The sequence below is a fragment of the Pseudomonas sp. TZ252 genome (genome assembly GCF_056110345.1).
The window spans coordinates 2,292,578-2,319,029 of record NZ_CM148566.1 but is presented as its reverse complement, the minus strand read 5'-3'; the positions used below and the strand labels follow the sequence as shown (position 1 = coordinate 2,319,029).

General features: G+C 67.6%; 19 protein-coding genes. 10 read left to right on the top strand and 9 right to left on the bottom strand.

What is annotated here, in order from left to right; all coding sequences use genetic code 11:
* Window positions 1–305 precede the first annotated feature (305 nt).
* The 3 genes from ACYAF3_RS10645 to uvrD form a co-directional block, all read right to left on the bottom strand.
* A complete protein-coding gene (locus ACYAF3_RS10645; RefSeq protein ID WP_003096875.1) occupies window positions 306–1,799 on the bottom strand; it encodes an acetyl-CoA hydrolase/transferase family protein in 1,494 nt (497 codons plus the stop codon).
* A gap of 97 nt (window positions 1,800–1,896) precedes the next feature.
* Complete coding sequence (locus ACYAF3_RS10640) at window positions 1,897–2,325, bottom strand: EamA family transporter (protein ID WP_003096873.1); 429 nt, start codon at window positions 2,323–2,325, stop codon at window positions 1,897–1,899.
* A 37-nt stretch (window positions 2,326–2,362) separates the two neighbouring features.
* Window positions 2,363–4,549 (bottom strand): DNA helicase II, encoded by a 2,187-nt coding sequence (uvrD, locus tag ACYAF3_RS10635; RefSeq protein ID WP_003117615.1) that lies wholly within the window; start codon window positions 4,547–4,549, stop codon window positions 2,363–2,365.
* Window positions 4,550–4,725: 176 nt separating this feature from the next.
* On the opposite strand from uvrD, the gene ACYAF3_RS10630 reads away from it, so the two are divergent.
* The 3 genes from ACYAF3_RS10630 to ACYAF3_RS10620 are packed head-to-tail and all read left to right on the top strand — an operon-like array spanning window position 4,726 to window position 10,563.
* Window positions 4,726–7,581, top strand: coding sequence for a putative bifunctional diguanylate cyclase/phosphodiesterase (locus tag ACYAF3_RS10630; protein WP_015649860.1), 2,856 nt, complete (start codon window positions 4,726–4,728; stop codon window positions 7,579–7,581).
* 58 nt (window positions 7,582–7,639) lie between these two features.
* The gene (locus tag ACYAF3_RS10625) at window positions 7,640–9,841 is read left to right on the top strand and encodes a PA5441 family protein (RefSeq protein WP_017002409.1); all 2,202 of its coding nucleotides are present in this window, start codon (window positions 7,640–7,642) and stop codon (window positions 9,839–9,841) included.
* Window positions 9,838–10,563 carry a DUF3142 domain-containing protein gene (locus tag ACYAF3_RS10620; protein ID WP_003096864.1) on the top strand — a complete coding sequence of 242 codons (726 nt, stop codon included), beginning with the start codon at window positions 9,838–9,840 and terminating at the stop codon, window positions 10,561–10,563. Before ACYAF3_RS10625 ends, ACYAF3_RS10620 begins: the two co-directional genes overlap by 4 nt.
* Here ACYAF3_RS10620 and trhP read toward each other — a convergent pair.
* Together trhP and zwf are read right to left on the bottom strand one after the other, a co-directional pair.
* Entirely contained in the window at window positions 10,557–11,951 is a 1,395-nt protein-coding gene (gene trhP / locus ACYAF3_RS10615; protein ID WP_003105560.1) for a prephenate-dependent tRNA uridine(34) hydroxylase TrhP, read from the bottom strand. The genes ACYAF3_RS10620 and trhP overlap by 7 nt on opposite strands.
* A gap of 80 nt (window positions 11,952–12,031) precedes the next feature.
* Entirely contained in the window at window positions 12,032–13,498 is a 1,467-nt protein-coding gene (gene zwf / locus ACYAF3_RS10610) for a glucose-6-phosphate dehydrogenase (protein WP_003096859.1), read from the bottom strand.
* Between the two features lie 85 nt (window positions 13,499–13,583).
* Here zwf and hexR point away from each other — a divergent pair, with 85 nt between their 5' ends.
* Together hexR and ACYAF3_RS10600 are read left to right on the top strand one after the other, a co-directional pair.
* On the top strand, window positions 13,584–14,465 hold the full coding sequence (hexR, locus tag ACYAF3_RS10605; RefSeq protein WP_003096857.1) for a transcriptional regulator HexR: 882 nt from the start codon (window positions 13,584–13,586) through the stop codon (window positions 14,463–14,465).
* Window positions 14,466–14,571: 106 nt separating this feature from the next.
* The gene (locus ACYAF3_RS10600; protein ID WP_003105559.1) at window positions 14,572–14,787 is read left to right on the top strand and encodes a PA3496 family putative envelope integrity protein; all 216 of its coding nucleotides are present in this window, start codon (window positions 14,572–14,574) and stop codon (window positions 14,785–14,787) included.
* Here the strand turns inward: ACYAF3_RS10600 and pycR are convergent.
* Entirely contained in the window at window positions 14,741–15,676 is a 936-nt protein-coding gene (gene pycR / locus ACYAF3_RS10595; protein ID WP_003121355.1) for a LysR family transcriptional regulator PycR, read from the bottom strand. The genes ACYAF3_RS10600 and pycR overlap by 47 nt on opposite strands.
* Before the next feature lie 213 nt (window positions 15,677–15,889).
* Here pycR and ACYAF3_RS10590 point away from each other — a divergent pair, with 213 nt between their 5' ends.
* The 3 genes from ACYAF3_RS10590 (at window position 15,890) to mtr (ending at window position 20,578) form a co-directional block, all read left to right on the top strand.
* Window positions 15,890–17,305, top strand: coding sequence for an acetyl-CoA carboxylase biotin carboxylase subunit (locus ACYAF3_RS10590; RefSeq protein ID WP_003096848.1), 1,416 nt, complete (start codon window positions 15,890–15,892; stop codon window positions 17,303–17,305).
* 15 nt (window positions 17,306–17,320) lie between these two features.
* Complete coding sequence (gene oadA, locus ACYAF3_RS10585; protein ID WP_003105555.1) at window positions 17,321–19,144, top strand: sodium-extruding oxaloacetate decarboxylase subunit alpha; 1,824 nt, start codon at window positions 17,321–17,323, stop codon at window positions 19,142–19,144.
* A gap of 180 nt (window positions 19,145–19,324) precedes the next feature.
* Entirely contained in the window at window positions 19,325–20,578 is a 1,254-nt protein-coding gene (mtr, locus tag ACYAF3_RS10580; protein ID WP_003096841.1) for a tryptophan permease, read from the top strand.
* A gap of 24 nt (window positions 20,579–20,602) precedes the next feature.
* On the opposite strand, the gene ACYAF3_RS10575 is transcribed toward mtr, so the two are convergent.
* Window positions 20,603–21,277: a GNAT family N-acetyltransferase gene (locus tag ACYAF3_RS10575; protein ID WP_003096837.1), complete on the bottom strand. Its 675-nt coding sequence runs from the start codon at window positions 21,275–21,277 to the stop codon at window positions 20,603–20,605.
* A gap of 8 nt (window positions 21,278–21,285) precedes the next feature.
* On the bottom strand, window positions 21,286–21,735 hold the full coding sequence (locus ACYAF3_RS10570; RefSeq protein WP_003096834.1) for a GNAT family N-acetyltransferase: 450 nt from the start codon (window positions 21,733–21,735) through the stop codon (window positions 21,286–21,288).
* 127 nt (window positions 21,736–21,862) lie between these two features.
* Here ACYAF3_RS10570 and pdxR point away from each other — a divergent pair, with 127 nt between their 5' ends.
* Window positions 21,863–23,338, top strand: a complete 1,476-nt coding sequence (gene pdxR / locus ACYAF3_RS10565) for a MocR-like pyridoxine biosynthesis transcription factor PdxR (protein ID WP_003121353.1) — start codon at window positions 21,863–21,865, stop codon at window positions 23,336–23,338.
* A gap of 36 nt (window positions 23,339–23,374) precedes the next feature.
* Entirely contained in the window at window positions 23,375–24,589 is a 1,215-nt protein-coding gene (locus ACYAF3_RS10560; protein ID WP_058876770.1) for a YeeE/YedE family protein, read from the top strand.
* Window positions 24,590–24,952: 363 nt separating this feature from the next.
* Here the strand turns inward: ACYAF3_RS10560 and aspA are convergent, their stop codons facing one another.
* Window positions 24,953–26,377 carry an aspartate ammonia-lyase gene (gene aspA / locus ACYAF3_RS10555; protein ID WP_003096822.1) on the bottom strand — a complete coding sequence of 475 codons (1,425 nt, stop codon included), beginning with the start codon at window positions 26,375–26,377 and terminating at the stop codon, window positions 24,953–24,955.
* Window positions 26,378–26,452: the final 75 nt, after the last annotated feature.

Here is a 26,452-nt window from a genome sequence, read left to right as displayed (position 1 = left end):
AACAGGTCAACAAGAATAGGAACAGTTGCGGAGAATTGCGTTGGATCACCGGGGTGTGTTTCCGAACTGTATGGGTTGTTTCGGTGCGTAACTGTACCGCTCTGCACCGTCATGGTGCGTTACCGAAAGAAACAACGAAGTGTTACAGCAGGAAAAGCGGAAGGGCCGAGTCGGCGTGTTGCGATGGCGGCAAGAGAAAAGGCCGCCGAAATATGTTTTTACGTGGTTTTTTCTGCCCTGTCCAGACGCCCGGAAGAATTAATCGTCCGGGCGCTGGAAATAGTTGCGGATGAAACGGTTCAGCCTCAGCCGGCCAGCATGTGTCCGCGTTCTTCCAGGTTCAGGTGCCAGGCCAGCGCCTCGCGCAACAGATGCGGCGTGTGGCCGCCTTTCGCGCAAGCCGCCTCGAAGTAGTCCAGCAGCGGTGCCTGGTAGGACGGGTGGACACAGTTCTCGATGATCACCCGGGCCCGTTCGCGAGGCGCCAGGCCGCGCAGGTCGGCGAGGCCCTGCTCGGTGACGAGGATGTCGACGTCGTGCTCGGTGTGGTCGACGTGGCTGACCATCGGCACCACGCTGGAAATGTTGCCGCCCTTGGCGATCGACTTGGTGACGAAGATCGCCAGGTGCGCGTTGCGGGCGAAGTCGCCGGAGCCGCCGATGCCGTTCATCATCTTGGTGCCGCCGACGTGGGTCGAGTTGACGTTGCCGTAGATGTCGAACTCCAGCGCCGTATTGATGCCGATGATGCCCAGGCGACGGACCACCTCGGGGTGGTTGGAGATTTCCTGCGGGCGCAGCACCAGCTTGTCCTTGTAGCGCTCCAGGTTACCGAACACGTCGGCGTTGCGCCGCGGCGACAGGGTGATCGAGCTGCCCGAGGCGAAGCGCAGCTTGCCGGCGTCGATCAGGTCGAAGGTCGAGTCCTGCAGCACTTCGGAGTACATGGTCAGGTTCTCGAACGGCGACTCGATCAGGCCGCACATCACCGCGTTGGCGATGCTGCCGATACCGGCCTGCAGCGGGCCGAGGCTGTTGCTCATGCGCCCGGCGTCGACCTCGCGCTTGAAGAAATCGATCAGGTGGTTGGCGATGGCCTGGGTCTCGCCGTCCGGCGGCAGCACGGTGGATGGCGAGTCCGGCTGGTCGTTGATGACGATGGCGACGATCTTCTCCGGCGGGATCGGGATCGCCGTGCTGCCGATGCGGTCGTCGACGCGGGTCAGCGGGATCGGCGTGCGGGTCGGCCGGTAGGTCGGGATATAGATGTCGTGCAGGCCTTCCAGGTTGGTGCTGTGGGCCAGGTTGATCTCGACGATGACCTGCTTGGCGAAGATCGCGAAGCTCGCCGAGTTGCCCACCGAGGTGGTCGGCACGATGTGGCCCTGCTCGGTGATCGCGGCGGCTTCGATGACGGCGATGTCCGGCAGCTTCAGCTGGTGGTTGCGCAACTGCTCGACGGTTTCCGAGAGGTGCTGGTCGATGAACATCACTTCGCCGGCGTTGATCGCCTTGCGCAGGGTGCTGTCGACCTGGAACGGCATGCGCCGGGCGAGCACGCCGGCCTCGGTGAGCTGCTTGTCGAGGTCGTTGCCGAGGCTGGCGCCGGTCATCAGGCTGATACGCAGCGGACGTTCCTTGGCGCGCATGGCCAGCGCCTGGGGTACGGCCTTGGCCTCGCCGGCGCGGGTGAAACCGCTCATGCCGACGGTCATGCCGTCCTGGATCAGGTCGGCGGCTTCGGCCGCACTCATCACCTTGTCGAGCAGGGAGGGCAGGCGCACGCGATCACGGTACATGGAACGAACCTCAGACGACGAATTATTAGAGGCCGCCAGTCTAGGGTTTCCGCGATTTTTCGCCTTTATACCAAGGTCGAAGCGCCATTCAGCGGGCTTATGGGCGGATTGCCAGGACCACCACGCCCGCTGTCACCAGGGCTACGCCGAGCCATTGGCGCAGGTCCAGGCGTTCGCCGAGGAAGGCCACGCCGAGCAGTGCCACCAGCACCACGCTGAACTTGTCCAGCGGCGCCACCAGCGACGCCGGGCCGAGCTTGAGGGCGCGGAAATAGCAGATCCAGGAGGCACCGGTGGCCAGCCCGGAGAGCACCAGGAACAGCCAGCTGCGCGGCGGGATGCTGCCCGGGGCCTGGAACTTGCCCAGGACCGCGAGGATGCCGCCGAGGGTGACGAGGATCACCAGGGTGCGGATGAAGGTGGCGAAGTCCGAATCGACCCGGTCGAGGCCGATCTTGGCGAAGATCGCGGTCAGCGCGGCGAACAGCGCCGAAAGCAGTGCCCAGAAGGCCCAGGATGCCAGCATGTCGTCCTCCTCCGGGCCTTCTCCACCGGCTGCGCCGCTACAGGGCTTCCAGCTTGGCGTAGCCGAGCATCAGCCACTTGCTGCCTTCGCTCTCGAAATTCACCTGCACCCGGGCCTGGGCGCCGGCGCCTTCGAAGTTGAGGATAGTCCCTTCGCCGAACAGCGCGTGGCGCACCCGCTGGCCGAGGGAGAAGGGCGTCTCCGGCACCCCGGCGCCGCTGAACAGGCTGCCGCCGGCGTTGCGCGAAGTGCCGCCGTAGGGGCGGCTGACGGTATTGGACAGGCGCACTTCCTGGATCAGCGCCGGCGGGATCTCGCGGATGAAGCGCGAAACCTTGTTGTAGGTCTCGCTACCGTAGAGCCGGCGGGTCTCCGCGTAGGTCAGGACCAGTCGCTGCATGGCGCGGGTGACGCCGACGTAGGCCAGGCGGCGTTCCTCTTCCAGGCGGCCGGATTCCTCCAGGCTCATCTTGTGCGGGAACAGCCCTTCCTCCATGCCGACCAGGAACACCAGCGGGAACTCCAGGCCCTTGGCGCTGTGCAGGGTCATCAGCTGGACACTGTCCTCGTGGGCGTCGGCCTGGGTTTCCCCGGCCTCCAGGGAGGCGTGGCTGAGGAAGGCCTGCAGCGGGGTGAGGTCTTCCTCTTCCTCGCTGTTCTCGAAGGCGCGGGCGGCGCTGACCAGTTCCTCGAGGTTCTCCACCCGGGCCTGGCCTTTCTCGCCTTTTTCTTCCTTGTGGTAGCTGATCAGTCCGGACTGCTCGATCACCGTCTGGGTCATCAGGTGCAGCGGCATGTCCATGACCTTCGCCGAAAGATTCTCGATCAGCTCGACGAAGCCGGTCAGGGCGCTGGCGGCGCGGCCGGGCAGGACCTTGTTGGCGATCATCAGGCGGATCGCCTCCCACATCGACACATCGTTGCCGCGGGCGAATTCGCGGATGCTCTCCACGGTCTTCTCGCCGATGCCGCGTGCCGGCACGTTGACCACCCGTTCCAGCGCCGCGTCGTTGCCGCGGCCGTCGAGCAGGCGCAGGTAGGCCATGGCGTTCTTGATCTCGGCACGCTCGAAGAAGCGCTGGCCGCCGTAGATGCGGTAGGGAATCTTCTCCCGCAGCAGGGCTTCCTCCAGCACCCGCGACTGGGCGTTGGAGCGGTAGAGGATGGCGATCTCGCTGCGCGCCAGGCCGCCCTTGAGCGCGCTCTCGATCGACTCGACCACGTAGCGCGCCTCGTCGTGCTCGTTGAACGCGGCGTACAGGCTCAGCGACTCGCCGTCCTCGCCGTCGGTCCACAACTCCTTGCCCAGGCGTCCCTGATTGTTGGCGATCAGGGCGTTGGCGGCCTTGAGGATCGACGCGGTGGAACGGTAGTTCTGCTCCAGGCGGATCACCTCGGCGTCGGCGAAGTCGTCGCTGAACTGCTGGATGTTCTCGATCCGTGCGCCACGCCAGCCGTAGATCGACTGGTCGTCGTCGCCGACCACCATCAGGCTGTCGCCGCCCTTGGCGAGAATCCGTAGCCAGGCGTACTGCACGGCGTTGGTGTCCTGGAACTCGTCCACCAGGATATGGCGGAAGCGCCGCTGGTAGTGCTCGAGCACGCCGGGATGGTCGCGCCAGAGGTCCAGGGCGCGCAGCAGCAGCTCGGAGAAGTCGATCACCCCGGCGCGGGCGCAGGCCGCCTCGTAGGCTTCGTAGATCTTCAGCATGGTGGCGAGGAACAGGTCGCCGCCGGGCTGGATGTGTTGCGGCCGCAGGCCCTCGTCCTTCTGCCCGTTGATGAACCACTGGGCCTGGCGCGCCGGCCAGCGCTGCTCGTCGAGGCCGAGTTCGCGGATCACCCGCTTGACCAGGCGTTGCTGGTCGTCGCTGTCGAGGATCTGGAAGTTCTCGCTCAGCCCGGCCTCGCGCCAGTGCGCGCGCAGCAGGCGATGGGCGAGGCCGTGGAAGGTGCCGACCCACATGCCCGCCGGATTGATCCCGAGCAACTGCTCGATGCGGTGGCGCATCTCCGCCGCCGCCTTGTTGGTGAAGGTCACCGACAGGATGCTGTAGGGCGAGGCGTGCTCGACCTGGATCAGCCAGGCGATCCGGTGCACCAGCACGCGGGTCTTGCCCGAGCCGGCGCCGGCGAGGACCAGTTGGCGGCCCAGCGGCGCGGCCACGGCCTGGCGCTGCGGGTCGTTGAGGGAGTTCAGCAGGAGGGAGAGGTCGTCGTTCATCGCGGCATTCTACCGGGGCGGGGAAAAGCCGGGCAAACCGGGCCGCCATGCGGCGCAGGCCGGCGCAGCGTCGGGCCTGGCTGCGGAAAAATGCTCTATCCCGGCCTTGGGCAGCCTGCCCCTGCTCGGTTATGCTCCGGCCACTTCAAGGCAAACCACTACAAGAACAAGCGCCTATGACCGTCCATGTCGAGCCCTTGGCGCTGCCGGGCGGCAGCACCGATGTACTGCGGCTCTACGCCCGCGAAATCGCCATCGAGCGTACCCGGCTCCTTTATCTCGGCTCGCGCACGCCGACCCTGCTCATGCTGCTCGGCGGCGTGACCAGCGCCTGCCTGGTGTGGGGCAAGGTCAGCAGCTGGCTGCTCGGCGGCTGGCTGGTCTGGCTGGTGTTGCTCGCCGTCCTGCGCCTGCTGCAGGTCGCCGCCTTCCAGCAGGCCGACAGCCGTCGCCAGGCCAGCCGCCACTGGCGGCGGACCTTCCTGTGCGGCGCCGGCGCCTCGGGCCTGACCCTGGCGTTCGCGGTGATCATGCTGGTCCCGGCCGATGCCTTCCTCCAGCAGGTGCTGGTGTTCGGCCTGGTGGCGGCGGCGATCCTCTCTGCCAGCGTCGCCTATGCGGTGAGCCTGCCGGCCTTCCTCACCTTCGCCTTGCCGGGCCTGCTGCCATCCATCGTTTTCCTGCTGTTGCAGCCGCATAGCCTGTTGCAGGGCTGGGGCGTGCTCGGCCTGATCCTGCTGGTGGCGCTGCTGGTGGTCGCCGGGCAGATCCACCGGCTGGTGCAGGGCGCGCTGCTGCGACGCTTCCAGACCCAGGCGCTGAACCTGCACCTGGAACGCGTCAACGCCGAGGCCGAAGCGCTCAATCGCAAGCTCGCCCAGGAGGTCGGCCAGCGGCGCCTGGTCGAACGCGAGCTGCGCGCCGCCCGCGACGCTTTGCAGCGCCGGGTGGAGGCGCGCACCGAGGAGCTTGGCGCGACCAGCCAGGCGCTCAGCCAGAGCGAGGCGCGCCTGGCCATGGCCCTGGAGGCCAGCGAACTGGGGTTGTGGGACTGGGACCTGGAGAGCGGCCGGGTCCAGCATTCCTATCTCGAGGCGGTCTTCAGCGACGCCGGGGGCGGTCCCGAGGACTATCGCAGGCTGATCGAAAGCATCCACCCCGGCGACCTGCCGCGCATCCGTCGCGCCCTCGCCGAACATCTCAAGGGGCGCAGCGAGCTGTACCGGGTGGAGTACCGCGTGCGCGACCGGGAGGGCGGCTGGCGCTGGCTGGAGGATCGTGGCCGGGCCATGGCTCGCGACCCGCGGGGACGGGTGACGCGGATGCTCGGCACGCGCAGCGACATCAGCGCGCGCAAGCGCCTGGAAGAGCAGCAGCAACTGGCCGCGACAGTGTTCGAGGCGGCCAGCGAGAGCATCGTGATCCTCGATCCGGCCTACAACCTGCTGGCGGTCAACCAGGCCTTCAGTCGCATCACCGGCTATCGCCGCGAGGACGTGGTCGGGCGCAACGCCAGCCTGCTGGTGAATACCCCCGAGGCCCAGCGCCACTACCGGCAGATCCGCGCCGAGCTGCGCCAGCACGGGCAGTGGCAGGGCGAACTGGTGGATACGCGGAAGAATGGCGATCCCTATCCCCAATGGCTGCAGCTCAACCTGCTGCGCGACGGCAATGGCGAGGCGACCCACATCGTCGGTTTCTTCACCGATCTCAGTGCCCGCCGCGACGTCGAGGAGCGCCTGCGTCACCTGCTGCACTACGACGAACTGACCGGCCTGGCCAACCGCCGGTTGTTCCGCGAGCGGCTGCACGAGGCGGCCCAGCGGGCGCGCCAGGAGGAGGGCGGGCTGGCCCTGCTGCTGATCGACCTGGACCGCTTCAAGCTGCTCAACGACAGCCTCGGCCACGAGGTCGCCGACCAGTTGCTCAGGGAGATGGCCCAGCGCCTGCGGCGCACCGCGCCGGAAGCCAACACCCTGGCGCGTCTGGCCGGCGACGAGTTCGCCATCCTCCTCGATGGCGGCACCGGCACCGCGGCCCTGTCGCGCCTGGCCGAACGCCTGCTGGTCCAGTTGCGCCAGCCGGTGAGCGTGCTCGGCCACGAGTTGATCCTCGGCGCCTCGCTGGGGATCAGCCTGTTTTCCGAGCAGGCACGGGAAATCTCCGTGCTGATGAGCCAGGCGAACCTGGCGATGCAACATGCCAAGCAACTCGGCGGCAATACCTTCCAGTTCTTCCGCGACAACCTGCAGGACAGCACCCTCGAACGCCTGCGCCTGGAAACCCGGTTGCGCAAGGCGGTCGAGGAGGGCCAGCTGGACGTGCATTACCAGCCCAAGCTGTGCCTGGCCAGCGCCCGCCCGGACTCGGTCGAGGCGCTGGTGCGCTGGCACCATCCGGAGGAGGGCATGATCCCGCCGTCGACCTTCATCGGCCTCGCCGAGGAGTGCGGGTTGATCGGCGAGATCGGTGAATTCGTCCTGCGCCGGGCCTGCCTGCAGGCCGCCGAGTGGAGCCAGCGGGGCCTGAACCTGCGGGTCTCGGTGAACCTCTCGGTCCACCAGTTGCGCCAGGGCGACCTGCTCGACGTAGTGCGCTCGGCGCTGGCCGACAGCGGCCTGCCGGCGGCGCAACTGGAGCTGGAGTTGACCGAAAGCCAGTGGCTGGACGCCCTCGATAGTGTCCTGGCGACCTTCCGCCAGTTGCGTGAGATGGGGGTGAAGCTATCGGTCGACGACTTCGGCACCGGCTATTCCTCGCTCAGCTACCTGAAGCGCCTGCCGCTGGACTACCTGAAGATCGACCAGTCGTTCGTCCGCGACCTGACCCAGAACAGCGAGGATGCGGCGATCATCCGGGCGATCATCGCCATGGCCCACAGCCTCGACCTGAAGGTGGTCGCCGAAGGCGTGGAAACCATCGAACAGCGGGACTTCCTGGTGGCCCAGCGTTGCGACGAGCTGCAGGGCTACCTGATCGGCCGGCCGTTGCCGGCCCATGCCCTGGAGGAAGGTTTGCGCCAGGCTCGTTGAACGCGATCCGGCGGAGTATGCTGTAGCACTTTCGACTCCCACGAATTAAGGACGATTCATGCGCTCGAAGCCGCTTCTTCCCGCCCTCCTGCTGGTGGGCGCCGGTCTCTCCCCGCTGGCCCAGGCCAGCAGCGACGACTCCTGCTATCCCGATTGGTCGCTGGTCGGCGGCGGTGTCTGCGATACCCTGCCGTTCCTCGCCCCGGGCAACGACACCCGCGCCAACCTGCGCCTGCTGCTGGCCGACGCCGGCCACTGGCGGCTGGTGGAGGCGCCGCCGTCGGAGGAAGAGAAGCTCGAAGGCTACGGCCTGGTGCCGTTCGGCCTGTTCCGCCTGCTGCCCGGCGACGGCAGCCAGCCGCCCGCGCCGTCGGCGGCGAGCGAGGCCGAGACACCGCCGCCTGCGCCAGCGCCCTCGCCGCTCGCCGAACTGGCCCGGCAGATGGGCGCCGAAGCGCTACCGGAAAAGATCGCCGGCGCCGAATTCTTCGAGGGCGAGGGCAGCCGCTGCCGCAGCAACGACCAGGACAGCGCGCTGGCGTTTCTTCGCCAGGTGCGTGACGCCGGGCTGGGCGAGGCGGAGACCAAGGCCCTGGCCAACAGCCGCCTGGACCTGCTCGGTGCCTGCGGCTGGGAACAAGAGGAACTGGGCGGTGTGCTCGCGCAAGGCGTCGAGTCGGCCGCAGGCAAGGCCTTCGCCACGTACCTGGAGGCTGCGGCCAACTTCTACAGCGGTCGCTTCGACGAAGCCGAACAGGGCTTCAAGGCGTTGCAGGACGTGTCGCAGCCCTGGCTGAAGGAAACCGCCCTGTACCTGCAGGCGCGCACCCTGCTCAACGCCGCCCAGCAGAACGCCTTCGACGACATGGGCTTCCCCGAGCTGCAGAATGTCGACAAGGCTCGCCTGGAACAGACCCGCAGCGCCCTCGAGGCCTACCTGCAGGCGTATCCGAAGGGGCTCTACGCCGCCTCGGCCAAGGGCTTGCAACGGCGCGTGCATTGGCTGGCCGGCGACCAGAAGCTGCTGGCCCAGGACTATGCCGCGCAATTCGCCGAAGCCGAGCAAGGGCAGCGCAACATGGCCCTGGAAGACCTGGTCCAGGAGGTCGACAACAAGCTCCTGACCGGTATCCAGCTCGGCGACATCCAGACTCCGCTGCTGCTGGCGGTAGCCGACCTGGTGCAGATGCGCGCCCACGATCCGTCGACCCCGCGCAGCTTCACCTGGGAAACGCTGCAGGCCCAACAGGCCAGCTTCGCCGCGCATCCCGAACTGTTCGCCTACCTGCAGGCGGCCTATCGCTTCTATGTCGACCAGGATCCGGCGAAGACCCTCGAAGCGCTGCCGCAAAAGGTCGGCAGCCTCGACTACGTCGGCTTCAGCCAGCAGACCCTGCGCGGGCTGGCGCTGGAGCAGCAGAAGGACTGGAAAGCCGCCGAGGCGCTCTGGCTGGAACTGTTGCCGCAGGCCGCGCAGCCGTACCAGAAGGGCCAGTTGCAGCTGGCCCTGGCGCTCAACTACGAGCGCAGCGGCCAGTTGGAAAAGGTCTTCGCCGAAGGTTCGCCGGTCCAGGAGCCGCTGCTGCGCAGCATCCTCCTGCGCAACGTCGCCGACGCCGCGCTGTTGCGCCGCCAGACCAAGCAGGGCGCGACGGCGGAAGAGCGCGATACCGCGCTGTTCACTCTCCTTTACAAGGACCTGCGCCGCAGCCGCTTCGCCGACTTCGGCAAGGACTTCGCGCTGCTCGGCGAAACCCCCTCGCAGACCAAGCTGGGCACCAGCCTCGGCTATGTCTACGGCGCCGGTAACAGCCTGGAGCTGTTCCGCTGGAAGGGCGACAAGGCCGAGTCCGGCTACGTTTGCCCGGCCATCGCCGAGTCGGCCGCGGCGCTGGCCGCCGATGACAAGGACCCGAAGGGCCTGAACTGCCTGGGCGAATTCATCCTGCGCAACGGTCTCGACGGCATGCCGCTGGACAGCCAGCCCGAGGCCAACGAGCTGGGCGGCACCCCGAGCGGCTTCAAGGGCGAGGTGTACTCCCGGCTGGATGGCTATCGCCTGGTCATGGACAACCCCAAGGCTCCGCGCGAAGACAAGGCCTACGCGCTGTTCCGCGCGATCAACTGCTTCGCCCCGGCCGGCTACAACACCTGCGGCCAGCAGGACATCCCGCAGGCCGAGCGCAAGCAATGGTTCCGTACGCTCAAGTCGACCTACGCCGACAGCTCCTGGGCCAAGGAACTGAAGTACTACTGGTGAGGCGCTGGCGAGCCTGGCTGGCGGGCCTGTTGCTGGGCCTGCCGCTGTTGCCGTCCGTCGAGGCCGCGGTGCGCGCCGAGGACTACGGCGCCTTCTGGCTGTGGAGCGGCGTCGCGCCGCAGCCGGTGCTGGCGCGGGCCGAGACGCTGTACATCCTGCAGGGACAGATCAGCCAGTCGCGCCGGCGCCCCGGCGAGGGCGTGCGGCTGATCGCCCAGGGCATCTCGGTGCCACGCCTGGCGCGGGGTGAGGTCTGGGTGGTGTACCGCGCCCATACCCTGCGCTGGACGCCGCAGATCTACCAGGCCGTGCTGAACCAGGTGCAGCGCTGGAAGCGTGCCGGCAACCCGGTGGTCGGCATCCAGATCGACTTCGATGCGCGTACCCGCTACCTCGACGAGTACGTCGATTTCCTCCGCGACCTGCGCCGGCGCCTGCCCCGCGAATACCGCTTGAGCATCACCGGGTTGCTCGACTGGGGCAGCAACGCCGAGCCGGCGGCGATCAACCGGCTCAAGGGCGTGGTCGATGAAGTGGTGGTGCAGACCTACCAGGGGCGCCACAGCATTCCCAACCACGCCGCCTACCTCCCGCGGGTCAGCCGCCTGCAGCTGCCGTACCGGATCGGCCTGGTCCAGGGCGGCGACTGGCAAGCCCCCGACTACCTGGAAAAGAGCCCCTGGTTCAGGGGCTACGTGGTGTTCCTGCTCAACCCTCAGTGAGCGCAGCCGCAAGCGCCCTTGCCGGCACACCCGCCGCTGCGTTCGGCCTGCGGCTGGCGGGTATCCTGGCCGGGCTGGAGATCGCGCATCAGTAGCGCGTAGCACAGGTCCAGGCCTTCCGGCAGCGCCAGGTAGACCACGTGGCCATTGCCCGGCGCCACCTCGATGGCCTCGCCGGCGGCGTTGCGCAGGTCCTCCACGCGCAGGCTCAGGTTGCCTCGCGGAGTCATCAGTTCGACGCTGTCGCCGCGCTGGAAGCGGTTCTTCACCTCCACCTCGGCCAGTCCGTCGCGGCGTTCGCCGGTGAGTTCGCCGACGAACTGCTGGCGCTCGGACAACGAATGGCCGTGCTGGTAGTTCTGGTACTCGTCGTGCACGTGGCGGCGCAGGAAGCCCTCGGTGTAGCCGCGGTGGGCGAGGGACTCCAGGGTGTCCATCAGGCCGCGGTCGAACGGCTTGCCGGCCGCCGCGTCGTCGATCGCCTGGCGGTAGACCTGGGCGGTGCGCGCCACGTAGTAGTGGGACTTGGTACGGCCCTCGATCTTCAGCGAGTGCACGCCGATCCGCGCCAGCCGCTCGACGTGCTGCACGGCGCGGAGGTCCTTGGAATTCATGATGTAGGTGCCGTGTTCGTCCTCGAAGGCGGCCATCGGTTCGCCGGGACGGTTGCCTTCCTCGAGGAGGAACACCTGCTCGGTCGGCGCGCCGCGTCCCAGGGTCGGCTCCCGCGCCACCACGTTGCCCAGCTCGTCCTCGCGGCCCTCCACCGCCTTGTATTCCCAGCGGCAGGCATTGGTGCAGGTGCCCTGGTTGGGGTCGCGGCGGTTGATGTAGCCGGACAGCAGGCAGCGCCCGGAATAGGCCATGCACAAGGCGCCGTGGACGAACACTTCCAGCTCCATGTCCGGCACCTGCTGGCGGATTTCCTCGATCTCCTCCAGCGACAGCTCGCGGGAAAGGATCACCCGGGTCAGGCCCTGCTGCCGCCAGAATTGCACCGCGGCCCAGTTCACCGCGTTGGCCTGCACCGACAGGTGGATGGGCATCTGCGGGAAATGCTGGCGAACCAGCATGATCAGGCCGGGATCGGACATGATCAGCGCATCCGGACCCATGGCGACCACCGGCTCCAGGTCGCGCAGGAAGGTTTTCAGCTTGGCGTTGTGCGGGGCGATGTTGACCACCACGTAGAAGCGCTTGCCAAGTGCGTGGGCCTCGGCGATGCCTTCGGCCAGTTGGGCGTGGTCGAAATCGTTGTTGCGCACCCGCAGGCTGTAGCGCGGCTGCCCGGCGTAGACGGCATCGGCGCCGTAGGCGAAGGCATAGCGCATGCTTTTCAGGGTGCCGGCGGGGCACAGCAGTTCGGGGCGGAGGGTGGTGGCGGTCATGGTTCGGGCTCGCAACGACGTGGGCGCGCGACTCTAGCCGAGCGCGCGCCGGGCGATCCTGAGCCGGATCAATGTCCGCGTCATTCCAGCCAGCGTCGACCCTGCAGTTCCAGCAGCAGTTGCGCCTGTTCCGGGCCGTTGCTGCCGGCCGGGTAGGGCCGCGGGCTCTGGTAGTGCTCGCGCCAGCCGGCGAGGATCGGGTCGACCCAGCCCCAGGCGGCCTCTACCTCGTCGCGGCGCATGAACAGCGTCGAGTCGCCCTCGATCACGTCCAGCAGCAGGCGCTCGTAGGCGTCCCAGCGCCGCTTGTTGCGGCTGAGGGCCTCGGCCAGGTTGAGGTCCAGCTCCACCGGTTCCAGTTGCATGCCCTTGCCCGGGGTCTTGGCCATCAGTTGCACGCTGATCCGCTCCTCCGGCTGCAACCTTATCCACAGGCGGTTGGCCGGCCCGCCGCCGCCGTCGATCAGGCTGTGCGGCACCGGCTTGAACTGGATGACGATTTCCGAGCACTTGCGCGCCATGCGCTTGCCGGTGCGCAGGTAGAACGGCACCCCGGCCCAGCGCCAGTTCTCGACCTCGGCCTGGAGCGCGACGAAGGTCTCGGTATCGCTGTCGTTGTCGACGTTCTTCTCGAAGTAGTACGCCGGCACCTCCTGGCCGCCGATCCTGCCGGCGGCGTACTGGCCGCGTACCGTCTTGTCCTGCACGTCGAGCCCGGAGATCGGCTTCAGCGCCTGCAGCACCTTGAGCTTCTCGTTGCGCACAGCCTCGGCGTCGAAACGCACCGGCGCCTCCATCGCCACCAGGCAGAGCAACTGGAGCAGATGGTTCTGCACCATGTCGCGCATCGCCCCGGCGTGGTCGTAGTAGCCGCCGCGGTTCTCCACGCCAAGGGTCTCGTTGACGCTGATCTGCACATGGTCGATGTGCGCCGCGCGCCAGACCGGCTCGAACAACGCATTGGCGAAGCGCAGGGCCATCAGGTTCTGCACGGTTTCCTTGCCCAGGTAGTGGTCGATGCGGAACACCCGCGACTCGTCGAACACCCGGCCGATGGACTGGTTGATCGCCCTCGCCGAGTCCAGCGAATGGCCCAGCGGTTTTTCCAGCACGATGCGCGCTTGCGGCCCGGCGAGGCCGGCGATGGAGAGGTTCTGCGCGATCGGCGCGAACAGGCTCGGCGAGGTTGCCAGGTAGTGCACCAGCACCCGGCCCTCGCTGCTCTTCAGGTGCCGCGCGAGACGACCGAAGTCTGCGCTCTGCGAGGCGTCCATGGCCAGGTAGTCGAGGCGCGCGGCGAAGCCTTTCCATTGTTCGGCGGCGAACTCGCTGCGCGCCACCACCGCGCGGACGTTGCGCTCGGCGAGGGCGAGGAAGGCGGCGTTGTCCAGCGCGCTGCGGGCGAGGGCGAAGATCCGCGTATCGGCCGGCAGGCGGTCCTCCCGGTGCAGGCGATAGAGCGCCGGCAGCAGCTTGTGCAGGGCCAGGTCGCCGGTACCGCCGAAGACCAGGATGTCGCAGGACGTTGGAGTGGCTGGTGTACTCAAGGCAAGCTCCCGACGGCGTTGGCTGGGCGTGGCTGACTGTTTGTAGTATAACTACAAGGTTACTACAGAGAATCGAGCCCAGCCTGTGAACCTGCTGCAGCACATAGCCCAGTCCCGCCAACAGCTCCGCAAGTCGGAACTCAAGGTCGCCGATCACGTTCTCAACGATCCGGCGTCGGTCATGCACAGCTCCATGGCCGAACTGGCCCATGGGGTCGGGGTCAGCGAGCCGACCATCGTGCGTTTCTGCCGCGCCATCGGCTGCAGCGGCTTCCAGGACCTCAAGCTGAAGCTGGCGCAGAGCCTGGCGGCCGGCGCCAGCTTCGGCCAGTTCTCGATCCATGAGAGCGACTCGGTGGCCGACTTCAGCCTGAAGATCTTCGACACCACGCTGCACAGCCTGATGGAAGTCCGCGAGCACCTGGACACCCACGCCCTGGAGCGCGCCATCGCCGCCATCGCCCACGCCCAGCGCGTGGAGTTCTACGGCTTCGGCGCTTCCGGCGCGGTGGCCTCGGATGCCCAGCACAAGTTCTTCCGCCTGCTGCTGTCGGCGGCGGCCTACTCCGACCCGCACATGCAGGCGATGTCGGCGGTGACCCTCAAGCCCAGCGACGTGGCCATCTGCATTTCCCAGTCGGGTCGCTCGAAGGACCTGCTGATTACCGCCAACCTGGTGCGCGAGGCCGGCGCCACGCTGATCACCCTGTGCCCGAGCCAGACCCCGCTGGCCGACCTGGCCACGGTCAACCTGGCGATCGACGTGCACGAGGACACCGACATCTACACCCCGCTGACCTCGCGCATCGCCCACCTGGTGGTGATCGACGTGCTGGCGATGGGCGTGGCCATGGCCCGCGGCCCGGACCTGGTCAACCACCTCAAGAGCGTCAAGCGCAGCCTGCGCAGCCTGCGCCTGTCGCCGAAGGTGATGAAGAACCAGGAAGAGCGCGGCGAGCCGTCCTGAGGCGCCGCCGGGAAGGCATAACGCAGTCTTCACCGGCCTGCCGCCAAACCGTCACATTGCTGCGCGATGCTCGCGACTCCAGCCAGTCGGCCATGGGAGACGCGAGATGCCCCGTCATAGCGATGCCAATGCCCAGCACGTGGATTCGAAAACCCGCCGCAAGCTCGAAGACCAGCGGCGCATGCAATTCCGCCGGGCGATCGAGGACCACTGCGAAGAACTGCGCCTGCGCCAGGAACTGGCCGACTACCCCGAGCTGGTAGCCGCCGCCTACCTCAGCTCGAACCGCCAGGGCCGGCGAAGCGCCCAGCGAGCTGGCTGATCAGCGCCCGCTCCTCGCGGACGAAGGCGACGAACGCCTGGGCCACCGGGCTCAGGCGCTTGCCCTTGGCGTGCACCAGGCACCAGCTGCGATAGAGCGGCAATTCCTCCACCGGTAGTTCGCGCAGCAGGCCGTTGGCCAGTTCCTGGTGCGCCGCATGGCGCGGCAGCAGGGCCAGGCCGAGGCCGGCGATCACCCCTTCGCGCAGGGACTCCAGCGAGGCGATCTCCTGGATCTGCGAGAAGTGCGCGCGGCGTTGCTGGAAGAACTCCTCGCAAGCCTTGCGGGTGCCGGAGCCCGGTTCGCGGACCAGTAGCGGGAAGGGCTCCAGGTCCTTCAGGGCCAGCTTCGCGGCGTTGCACAGCGGATGGTCCGGCGGCGCCACGGCGATGATCGGGTTGTTCAGGAAGGGCAGGAACTCCAGGGCCATGTCCTGCGGTACCAGGGACATGATCACCAGGTCGTCGCGGTTGTCGGCCAGGCGCTTGATCACCTGGGTGCGGTTGACCACCGTCAGGCTCAGGCTGACTTCCGGATGCAGGTTCTGGAACGCCTTGAACAGGTGCGGGGTGATGTACTTGGCGCTGGACTCCACCGCCAGGCGCAACTGGCCCTGCAGCGAGCCCTTCAGGTCCGATAGCTGCATGTCCAGGCTTTCCAGGCGCTGGAACAGGTCGGTGCTGGTCTTCAGCAGGGCTTCGGCGGCATCGGTCAGGTAGAGCTTCTTGCCGACGTACTCGAACAGCGGCTGGCCGACCAGCTCTTCCAGTTGGCGGATCTGCAGGCTGACCGCCGGCTGGGTCAAGGCCATTTCCTCCGCAGCCCGGCTGTAGGAGCGGCTCTCGCATACGGCACGGAAAACCTGAAGCTGCCGTAATGTCATACGCATCAACGACTTACGCATTCCAGTCACACTCTGACCGAGATCGGTCGGGCGACTATAAAGCTTTTCTAATGGCTATCCCAATAATTATTGATTTTTGTTAATCACCCTCACGGGGGTAGGGTAAAAGCGCGACCGGGAGCTGCCTGCCGGTCATGCAGCGACCGGAATATCCGGATCGACCGTACCAGGTTCCCAACCCCGAAGAGGGAGACCTCCGTGATCAAGAAGATCCTGATCGCCAACCGCGGCGAGATCGCCGTCCGCATCGTGCGCGCCTGCGCCGAGATGGGCATCCGCTCGGTGGCCGTCTACTCCGAGGCCGATCGCCACGCGCTGCACGTCAAGCGCGCCGACGAAGCCCACAGCATCGGCGCGGACCCGCTGGCCGGCTACCTCAACCCGCGCGCCCTGGTGAACCTGGCGGTGGAAAGTGGCTGCGACGCCCTGCACCCCGGCTATGGCTTCCTCTCGGAAAATGCCGAGCTGGCGGAAATCTGCGCCGAGCGCGGTATCAAGTTCATCGGCCCGTCGGCGCAAGTGATCCGCCGCATGGGCGACAAGACCGAAGCCCGCCGCAGCATGATCGCCGCCGGCGTGCCCTGCACCCCCGGCACCGAAGGCAACGTCGCCGATCTCGCCGAGGCCCTGCGCGAAGCCGAGCGGATCGGCTACCCGGTGATGCTCAAGGCCACCTCCGGCGGCGGCGGTCGCGGCATCCGTCGCTGCAACAGCCGCGAGGAGCTGGAACAGGCGTTCCCGCGGGTGATCTCCGAGGCGACCAAGGCCTTCGGCAGCGCCGAGGTATTCCTCGAGAAGTGCATCGTCAATCCCAAGCACATCGAGGCGCAGATCCTCGCCGATTCCTTCGGCAACACCGTGCACCTGTTCGAGCGCGACTGCTCGATCCAGCGCCGCAACCAGAAGCTCATCGAGATCGCCCCGAGCCCGCAGCTCACTCCCGAGCAGCGCGCCTATATCGGCGACCTGGCGGTGCGCGCGGCCAAGGCGGTGGGCTACGAGAACGCCGGCACCGTGGAGTTCCTGCTCGCCGACGGCGAGGTGTACTTCATGGAGATGAACACCCGGGTCCAGGTGGAGCACACCATCACCGAGGAGATCACCGGCATCGACGTGGTCCGCGAGCAGATCCGCATCGCTTCCGGGCTGGAGCTGTCGGTCAAGCAGGACGACATCGTCCATCGCGGCTACGCCCTGCAGTTCCGCATCAACGCCGAGGACCCGAAGAACAACTTCCTGCCCTCGTTCGGCAAGATCACCCGCTACTACGCCCCCGGCGGCCCCGGCGTGCGTACCGACACGGCGATCTACACCGGCTACACCATCCCGCCGTACTACGACTCGATGTGCCTGAAGCTGATCGTCTGGGCGCTGACCTGGGAAGAGGCCCTCGATCGCGGCCTGCGCGCCCTCGACGACATGCGCGTGCAAGGGGTCAAGACCACCGCGCCGTACTACCAGGAAATCCTCCGCAACCCGGAATTCCGCAGCGGCCAGTTCAACACCAGCTTCGTCGAAAGCCACCCGGAACTGACCCAGTACTCGATCAAGCGCAACCCGTCGCACCTGGCCATCGCCATCGCCACCGCCATCGCGGCCCACGCCGGCCTGTAAGGGAAGGAGCAGAACATGAGCAACACCATCCAAGCGAAGAAGACCGGCGTCACCGATACCATCCTGCGCGATGCCCACCAGTCGCTGCTGGCGACCCGCATGCGCACCGAGGACATGCTGCCGATCTGCGACAAGCTCGACCGCGTCGGCTACTGGTCGCTGGAAGTCTGGGGCGGCGCCACCTTCGACGCCTGCGTGCGCTTCCTCAAGGAAGACCCGTGGGAACGCCTGCGCAAGCTCAAGGCGGCGCTGCCCAACACCCGCCTGCAGATGCTCCTGCGCGGGCAGAACCTGCTCGGCTACCGCCACTACAGCGACGATGTGGTGCGCGCCTTCGTGGCCAAGGCGGCGGTCAACGGCATCGACGTGTTCCGCATCTTCGACGCGATGAACGACGTGCGTAACCTGCGCGTCTCCATCGAGGCGGTGAAGGCCGCCGGCAAGCACGCCCAGGGCACGATCTGCTACACCACCAGCCCGGTGCACACCATCGAGGCCTTCGTCGCCCAGGGCAAGGCGATGGCCGACATGGGCGTCGACTCCATCGCCATCAAGGACATGGCCGGCCTGCTCACCCCCTATGCCACCGGCGACCTGGTCAAGGCCCTGAAGGACGCCCTGCCGCTGGACGTGGTGGTGCATTCCCATGACACCGCCGGTGTCGCCAGCATGTGCCAGCTCAAGGCCGTGGAAAACGGCGCCGACCGTATCGACACGGCGATCTCCAGCATGGCCTGGGGCACCAGCCACCCGGGCACCGAGTCGATGGTCGCGGCGCTGCGCGGTACCCCCTACGACACCGGCCTGGACCTGGAGCTGATCCAGGAGATCGGCATGTACTTCCACGCGGTGCGCAAGAAGTACCACCAGTTCGAGAGCGAATTCACCGGCGTGGATACCCGCGTGCAGGTCAACCAGGTGCCGGGCGGGATGATTTCCAACCTGGCCAACCAGCTCAAGGAGCAGGGCGCGCTGAACCGTATGGGCGAGGTGCTCGAGGAAATCCCGCGGGTCCGCGCCGACCTCGGTTTCCCGCCGCTGGTGACGCCGACTTCGCAGATCGTCGGCACCCAGGCGTTCTTCAACGTGCTCGCCGGCGAGCGCTACAAGACCATCACCAACGAAGTGAAGCTGTACCTGCAGGGCCGTTATGGCAAGGCCCCCGGCGAGGTCAACGAGCAACTGCGGCGCCAGGCCATCGGCAGCGAGGAAGTCATCGACGTGCGCCCGGCCGACCTGATCAAGCCGGAGCTGAACAAGCTGCGCAGCGAGATCGGCAACCTGGCCAAGTCCGAGGAAGACGTACTCACCTACGCGATGTTCCCGGACATCGGGCGCAAGTTCCTCGAAGAGCGTGAGGCCGGCACCCTGAAGCCCGAGGAACTGCTGCCGATTCCCACCGGCAAGGGCGTCGCCGCCGCTGGCGCGGAAGGCACCCCGACCGAGTTCGTCATCGACGTGCACGGCGAGACCTACCGCGTCGACATCACCGGGGTCGGCGTGAAGAGCGACAACAAGCGGCACTTCTACCTGTCCATCGACGGCATGCCGGAAGAAGTGGTGTTCGAGCCGCTCAACGAATATGTCGCCGGCTCCGCCAGCGGCCGCAAGCATGCCAGCGAGCCGGGCCACGTCAGCACCACCATGCCGGGCAACATCGTCGACGTGCTGGTGAAGGAAGGCGATAGCGTCAAGGCCGGCCAGGCGGTGTTGATCACCGAGGCGATGAAGATGGAAACCGAGGTCCAGGCCGGCATCGCCGGTACGGTCAAGGCGATCCACGTGGCCAAGGGCGACCGGGTCAACCCGGGCGAGATCCTGATCGAGATTGCGGGCTGACCGCGACAGACGGTTAAAGTCCCTGGGGGAGCATGATGCTCCCCTTTTTTTATCGGCATCGGTTGCCGCGTCGGCCGGCTGTTCGCCCTGCCAGGGTGCGCCCGGCGCGCGCGCCGCCTAGAATGCCGCCTCTGCCCAACGGCGCGTCGCGCCGCAGGCGCTGACTATCGGGAAGTCCAGGTGTCGTCCTCTCCAGCTCAAACGCCCAGCCGCCGGCCCTCGCTGCTCGGCGGTTCGATGATCATCGCCGGCACCGCCGTCGGCGCCGGAATGTTCTCCCTGCCCATCGCCATGTCCGGCATCTGGTTCGGCTGGTCGGTGGCGGTGTTCCTGCTCACCTGGTTCTGCATGCTGCTGTCGGGGATGATGATCCTCGAGGCCAACCTCAACTACCCGGTGGGCTCGAGCTTCTCGACCATCACCCGTGACCTGCTCGGCCAGGGCTGGAATGTGGTCAACGGGCTGAGCATCGCCTTCGTCCTCTATATCCTCACCTATGCCTATATCTCCGGCGGCGGCTCGATCATCGGCTACACCCTGTCCAGCGGCCTCGGCGTGACCCTGCCGGAAAAGCTCGCCGGGCTGCTGTTCGCCCTGGCGGTGGCGCTGGTGGTGTGGTGGAGCACCCGCGCGGTGGACCGCATCACCACGCTGATGCTCGGCGGCATGATCATTACCTTCGGCCTCTCCATCAGCGGCCTGCTCGGGCGCATCCAGCCGGCGATCCTGTTCAACAGCGGCGAGCCGGACGCGGTCTACTGGCCCTACCTGCTGGCGACCCTGCCGTTCTGCCTGACTTCCTTCGGTTACCACGGCAACGTGCCGAGCCTGATGAAGTACTACGGCAAGGACCCGCAGCGGATCAGCCGTTCGCTGTGGATCGGCACCCTGATCGCCCTGGCCATCTACCTGCTGTGGCAGGCCAGCACCCTGGGCACCATCCCGCGCGAGCAGTTCAAGGGCATCATCGCCGGCGGCAGCAACGTCGGCACCCTGGTGGAATACCTGCACCGGATCACCGCGTCGGATTCGCTGAACGCGTTGCTCACCACCTTCTCCAACCTGGCGGTGGCCAGCTCCTTCCTCGGCGTGACCCTCGGCCTGTTCGACTACCTGGCCGACCTGTGCAGGTTCGACGACAGCCACTTCGGGCGCTTCAAGACCGCGTTGCTGACCTTCGTCCCACCGACCATCGGCGGGCTGCTGTTCCCCAACGGCTTCATCTACGCCATCGGTTTCGCCGGGCTGGCCGCGGCGTTCTGGGCGGTGATCGTTCCGGCGCTGATGGCGCGGGCCTCGCGCAAGCGCTTCGGCAGCCCGCTGTTCCGCGCCTGGGGCGGCACGCCGGCGATCGTGCTGGTGCTGCTGTTCGGCGTGGCCAACGCGGTCGCGCACATCCTGGCCAGCCTGCACTGGCTGCCGGAGTACCGTTGAGCGACCGGCAGTCCCTGCCAGGGGCTAGTCGCGCAGCGCCTCCAGCGTCTGCCGCTGGCGGCCTTCGGCGTCGAAGTTGGAAGGATCGAGCCAGCGCTCGAACGCCGCCTGTCGCGCCGGCCATTCGCTGTCGAGCAGGGAGAACCAGGCGGTGTCGCGGTTGCGCTGCTTGACCACCATGTGCTGGCGGAAGGTGCCTTCGTAGGTGAAGCCCAGGCGCTCGGCGGCGCGCATCGAACGGGCGTTGCCGGCATTGCACTTCCACTCCAGGCGGCGGTAGCCGAGGCGGCCGAGGGCGAGTTCGGCGAGCAGGTAGACCGCCTCGGTAGACCCCGGTGTGCGCTGCATAGGCGCGCCGAAGGCGATATGGCCGATTTCGATGACGCCATCCTTCGGCGTGATCCGCAGGTAGCTGAGCAGGCCGACGGCGCGCTGCGTGCGCCGCTCGCGCACGGCGAAGAACAGCGGGTCGCGGCTGGCCGCCTGGCCGGCCAGCCAGGCGTCGAACGCCGGGCGCTCGGCGAACGGGCCGTAGGCCAGGTATTCCCACAGCAACGGGTCGGCGCCAGGCCCTTGCAGGGCGTCCCACAGGTCGTCGCCGTGGCGTTGCGGATCGAGCGGTTCGAGCTTGACGAAGCGGCCGTCGAGCGGGGCGTGGGGTGGAGTGGCGACGGGGCGCCAGTTCAAGGGTTCGCGCATGGTGGGCCTCAGAGAATCCTGCGGTACTGAAGGAAACCGGACTTGTCGGCGATGCGCTCGTACAGCTTCATCGCGTCGCTGTTGCTCTCGTGGGTCAGCCAGTGCACCCGCGAACAGCCAGCGGCGCCGGCCTCGGCGTAGACATGCTCGATCAGCCGGCGCCCTATGCCTTCGCCGCGCAGGCCCTCGGCGACGAACAGGTCCTGCAGGTAGCAGTAGTCGCCGACGGTCCAGCAGGAGCGGTGGTAGATCCAGTGCACCAGGCCCACGGCGCGCTCGTCGAGCCAGGCGAGGGCGGCGTTCATCGGTTCGTCGGCGTCGAGGAAGCGCTGCCAGGTGGCGTCGCTGGTAGCGGCGGCGATCTCGGTCTTGTAGAAGCGCTGGTAGCCCTCCCACAGCGGCAGCCAGGCGGCGTGGTCGCCGGCGCCGACGGGACGAATCTGCAGGGACGTGCTCATGGCTCGGTTCCATGTCCGGGTAAAGGTGCCTCCAGACTAGGCCGGGAAATGGTCCGCTAGAAGATCCATTGCTGGTCAATTCCACAGGTCCAATCCACACTGGCGCTTTCTTCCCTCCGAGACCGCCATGGCCACCGTACTGCCCTTCGACGCCGCCGGCATCCACCTCGACCCCGCCCAGGGCCTGGCCCGCCAGCTCTACGCCGCGCTGCGCGAACGGATCCTCGACGGCCGCCTCGGCAGCCGCACGCGGATGCCCGCCAGCCGCGAGCTGGCCCAGGCCCTGAAGGTCTCGCGCAACACCGTGGTGCGGGCCTATGAACAGTTGCACGCCGAGGGCTATATCGACGGGCGCACAGGCGACGGGACCTACGTTGCCGAGTTGCAGGAAATCCCAGGCAGGGCCCCCGCCGTCGCCCCGAGCGCTCCCGCGCCGCGCGGCCCGGCGGCCCTGGCGCCGCCACCGGAAGGCGCGCCGCGAGCGTTCCGCGTCGGCGTGCCGGCCTTCGACCTGTTCCCCTTCGACACCTGGGCGCGGCTACAGGCGCGCTTCTGGCGCAACCCGCCGGCGGACTGCCTGGGCTACGGCGACCCGGCCGGCGAGGCGCGCCTGCGCGAGCTGATCGCCGCCTACCTGCGCAGCGCGCGCGGCCTGCGCTGCGAGGCGGAACAGGTGATCGTCACCCATGGCGCGCAGCAGGCCATCCGCCTGTGCGCCCAGGTGTTGCTCGAGAACGGCGATCCGGTGGCTGTGGAAAACCCTGGCTACCGCGCGGCGCGCCTGGCCTTCGCCGCGACCGGCGCGGTACCGCACGGGATCGACCTCGACGCCGAGGGGCTGCGCAGCGACCGGCTCGCGGGCATTGCCGGCTGCCGCCTGGCCTATGTCACGCCGTCACACCAGTACCCCACCGGCGTCACCCTGTCGCTGGCGCGGCGCCTGGAGCTGCTGGAGTGGGCCGAGCGCGCCGACGGTTGGATCGTCGAGGACGACTACGACGGCGAGTATCGCTACAGCGGTACGCCGCTGGCGCCGCTGGCCGCGCTGGACCGACAGGGCCGGGTGCTCTACGTCGGGACCTTCTGCAAGATCGCCTTCCCGGCGTTGCGCCTGGGCTACCTGGTGGTCCCGCCGGCGCTGGTCGAGCGCTTCCGCCAGCGGCGGGCCATCGAGGTACGCCATTCGGAGGTGGGCACCCAGCGGGTCATGGCCGACTTCATCGCCGAGGGGCATTTCCAGCGCCACGTCCGCCGCATGCGCCGCGCCGCCCGCGCCCGCCGCGACGCCTTGCTGCGGGGCTGGCCAGAGGCGCCGGGTTGCCAGCCGTTGCCGGCGGTGGAGGCGGGGCTGCACCTGTGCGTGCGGGTCGACAGCCTGGCGCGGGAGCGGGCCCTAATCGCCGCGGCGGCAGCCGCCGGGGTGGAAGTCAGCGCCTTGAGCGACTACTGGATGGACGACTCCAGCGTTGCGCCAGACGACCGCGCGGGCCTGGTGCTGGGCTTCGCGGCAGTACCCGAGGTGCGTATCGACGAGGCGCTGCGGGCGTTGCGCAAGGCCTGGCGGCGGGAGGCCCTGGTTGGACCCGTCGTCGCGACTGACTAGAATGCCCCCGGATCACCCTCGCGCCCAGGAGTAGCCATGAGTGTCGCCCTTTCCGCCGTGCCCGAGCGCAAGCTCGCCGCCCCCCTGATCGCCTTCGCCCTGCTGGTGCTCGGCGGGCTGTTCCTGTTCAACGCGGTCAGCGCGCGCCAGGCCATCCTCTTCATCGTCGGCGGCGCCCTGGGCCTGACCCTCTACCACGCCGCCTTCGGCTTCACCTCCGCCTGGCGGGTATTCATCCGCGAACGGCGCGGCGCCGGGCTGCGCGCGCAGATGGTGATGCTGGCCGTGGCGGTGCTGCTGTTCTTCCCGGCGCTGGCGGCGGGCAGCCTGTTCGGCCAGCCGGTGAGCGGTTTCGTCTCGCCGGTTGGCACTTCGGTGATCGTCGGCGCCTTCATTTTCGGCATCGGCATGCAACTGGGCGGCGGCTGCGCCTCCGGCACCCTGTTCACCGTCGGCGGCGGCAACGCGCGGATGCTGGTGACCCTGCTGTTCTTCATCCTCGGCTCGCTGATCGCCACCCAGCATGTCGGCTGGTGGTTCGCCCTGCCGTCGCTGCCGCCGATCTCGCTGGTCGCCGAACTGGGCCTGGCACCGGCGCTGGTGTTGAGCCTGGCGGTGTTCATCGGCATCGCCGGGGTCACGGTACGCATGGAGAAGGCCCGCCACGGCACCCTGGAAACCCCGCCGAGCGCCGAATGGCGGGGTTGGCGGCGCTTCCTCCGCGGCCCCTGGCCGCTGGTCTGGGGCGCGTTGGCGCTGGCGCTGCTCAACTTCCTCACCCTGTACCTCGCCGGACGCCCCTGGGGCATCACGTCGGCCTTCGCCCTGTGGGGCGCGAAGATCGCCCAGGGCGTGGGCCTGGACGTCGGCGCCTGGGCCTTCTGGCAGACGCCGGCGAACGCCAAGGCGCTGGCCGCGCCGCTGTGGGAAGACATCACCAGCGTGATGGACATCGGCATCGTCCTCGGCGCGCTGCTCGCCGCCGGCCTGGCCGGACGCTTCGCGCCGAACCTGGACATCCCGCGCCGTTCGCTGGCGGCGGCGGTGATCGGCGGGCTGCTGCTCGGCTACGGCGCGCGCCTGGCCTATGGCTGCAACATCGGCGCGTATTTCAGCGGGATCGCTTCCGGCAGCCTGCATGGCTGGTTGTGGTTGGTGGCGGCGTTTGCCGGCAACAGCGTCGGGGTATGGGTATTGAGGCCTTATTTCTTCCCGGAGGAGCGGCGGGAGCAAGGGTTGACGGGGTGTTGAGAGGGGATATGCCTTCGTAGGACGTATGACGCGGACGTTATCCACAGGTGAGCGCAGCCACACAACACCTCGGCAACGGGGAAGATCTGCGGGCCGTCTTGAGCGGTGAAAAAAAGAAGGGACACCGCAGGTCGCCGTGTCCCTCAGAGTGTAGAGAGGGAAAGTTGGTATCCCTCTCGACCGGTGAGCGTGGCGCCGCGGCTGGGCCGGGGCGCCGGGTATAAAAGAAGGGATGAAGGGTATCCATCCCTAAAGGTCGAGGGGGTAGTACTCCCCCTCTACCGGTGAGCCTTCTTCGATCGGCTGCGCTGCGGCCCGGCTGCGTCGATAGCCGGACCTGGGCGCGCTCGATCTCGTATCGGATCAGGCGCGCAGTGGAATCAGGCGCGGCGCGATCATGTTTTCCGGCAGCAGGATGTCGGCCAGGGTGGCTTCGTCCAGCAGCTTTTCCTCGCGTACCAGTTCCAGTACGCCGCGGCCGCTCTCCAGGGCGGTCTTGGCGATCCGCGTGGAGTTCTCGTAGCCGATGTACGGGTTCAGCGCGGTGACCAGGCCGATGCTGTGCTCGACCAGTTCGTGGCAGCGCTCGACGTTGGCGGTGATGCCGGTGATGCAGTGCTCGCGGAGCATGTCCATGGCGCGTTGCAGCAGGCGGATCGAGTCGAAGATCTTGTAGGCGATCAGCGGCTCCATCACGTTCAGTTGCAACTGGCCGCCTTCGGCCGCCAGGGTCAGGGCGAGGTCGTTGCCGATCACTTCGAAGGCGACCTGGTTGACCGCTTCCGGGATCACCGGGTTGACCTTGCCCGGCATGATCGAACTGCCCGGCTGGCGCGGCGGCAGGTTGATCTCGTTGATGCCGGTGCGCGGGCCGCTGGAGAGCAGGCGCAGGTCGTTGCAGATCTTCGACAGCTTGACCGCGGTGCGCTTGAGCATGCCCGAGAACAGCACGAAGGCGCCCATGTCGGAGGTGGCTTCGATCAGGTCGGCGGCCGGCTTCAGCGGCTGCCCGCTGATGGCGGCCAGGCGCTCGACGGCGAGCTTCTGGTAGCCGGGGTCGGCGTTGATGCCGGTGCCGATGGCGGTGCCACCGAGGTTCACTTCGGTGAGCAGCTCCGGCGCCAGGCGACGCAGGCGGTCGAGGTCTTCGCCGAGGGTGGTGGCGAAAGCGTGGAATTCCTGGCCGAGGGTCATCGGCACGGCGTCCTGCAACTGGGTGCGGCCCATCTTCAGTACGCCGGCGAATTCGACGCCCTTGGCGGCGAAGGCCTGGATCAGGCTGTCGAGGCTGGCCAGCAGGGTGTCGTGGCCGAGCAGCAGGCCCAGGCGGATGGCGGTCGGGTAGGCGTCGTTGGTCGACTGCGCCATGTTCACATCGTTGTTCGGGTGCAGGTACTTGTACTCACCCTTGGTGTGGCCCATGGCTTCCAGCGCGATGTTCGCGATCACTTCGTTCGCGTTCATGTTGGTGGAGGTGCCGGCGCCGCCCTGGATCATGTCCACCACGAACTGCTCGTGGAAATCGCCGCGGATCAGGCGGGCGCAGGCCTCGCTGATGGCGGCGTGCTTGTCTTCCGGGAGATGGCCGAGCTGACGGTTGGCGTCGGCGGCGGCCTGCTTGACCATGGCCAGGGCAACGACCAGCTTCGGGTAGTGCGACAGCGGCACCCCGGAGAGGCGGAAGTTGTTCACGGCGCGCAGGGTCTGGATGCCGTAGTAGGCGTCAGCGGGCACTTCGAGGGTGCCGAGCAGGTCTTTCTCGATACGGGAAGATGCAACGGGGGACATGACGGGATTTGTCTCAGAGGGACACGGCCAGTGCCGCGATGCCCACTAGACTAAGGATGTGACGATTTCGTGGCC

Coding starts and splice junctions, on each gene's coding strand:
- ACYAF3_RS10645 (WP_003096875.1), bottom strand. CDS start 1,799: ATGTACCGTGATCGCGTGCGCCTGCCCTCCCTGCTCGACAAGGTGATG.
- ACYAF3_RS10640 (WP_003096873.1), bottom strand. CDS start 2,325: ATGCTGGCATCCTGGGCCTTCTGGGCACTGCTTTCGGCGCTGTTCGCC.
- uvrD (WP_003117615.1), bottom strand. CDS start 4,549: ATGAACGACGACCTCTCCCTCCTGCTGAACTCCCTCAACGACCCGCAG.
- ACYAF3_RS10630 (WP_015649860.1), top strand. CDS start 4,726: ATGACCGTCCATGTCGAGCCCTTGGCGCTGCCGGGCGGCAGCACCGAT.
- ACYAF3_RS10625 (WP_017002409.1), top strand. CDS start 7,640: ATGCGCTCGAAGCCGCTTCTTCCCGCCCTCCTGCTGGTGGGCGCCGGT.
- trhP (WP_003105560.1), bottom strand. CDS start 11,951: ATGACCGCCACCACCCTCCGCCCCGAACTGCTGTGCCCCGCCGGCACC.
- ACYAF3_RS10600 (WP_003105559.1), top strand. CDS start 14,572: ATGCCCCGTCATAGCGATGCCAATGCCCAGCACGTGGATTCGAAAACC.
- pycR (WP_003121355.1), bottom strand. CDS start 15,676: ATGCGTATGACATTACGGCAGCTTCAGGTTTTCCGTGCCGTATGCGAG.
- oadA (WP_003105555.1), top strand. CDS start 17,321: ATGAGCAACACCATCCAAGCGAAGAAGACCGGCGTCACCGATACCATC.
- ACYAF3_RS10575 (WP_003096837.1), bottom strand. CDS start 21,277: ATGCGCGAACCCTTGAACTGGCGCCCCGTCGCCACTCCACCCCACGCC.
- ACYAF3_RS10570 (WP_003096834.1), bottom strand. CDS start 21,735: ATGAGCACGTCCCTGCAGATTCGTCCCGTCGGCGCCGGCGACCACGCC.
- pdxR (WP_003121353.1), top strand. CDS start 21,863: ATGGCCACCGTACTGCCCTTCGACGCCGCCGGCATCCACCTCGACCCC.
- ACYAF3_RS10560 (WP_058876770.1), top strand. CDS start 23,375: ATGAGTGTCGCCCTTTCCGCCGTGCCCGAGCGCAAGCTCGCCGCCCCC.
- aspA (WP_003096822.1), bottom strand. CDS start 26,377: ATGTCCCCCGTTGCATCTTCCCGTATCGAGAAAGACCTGCTCGGCACC.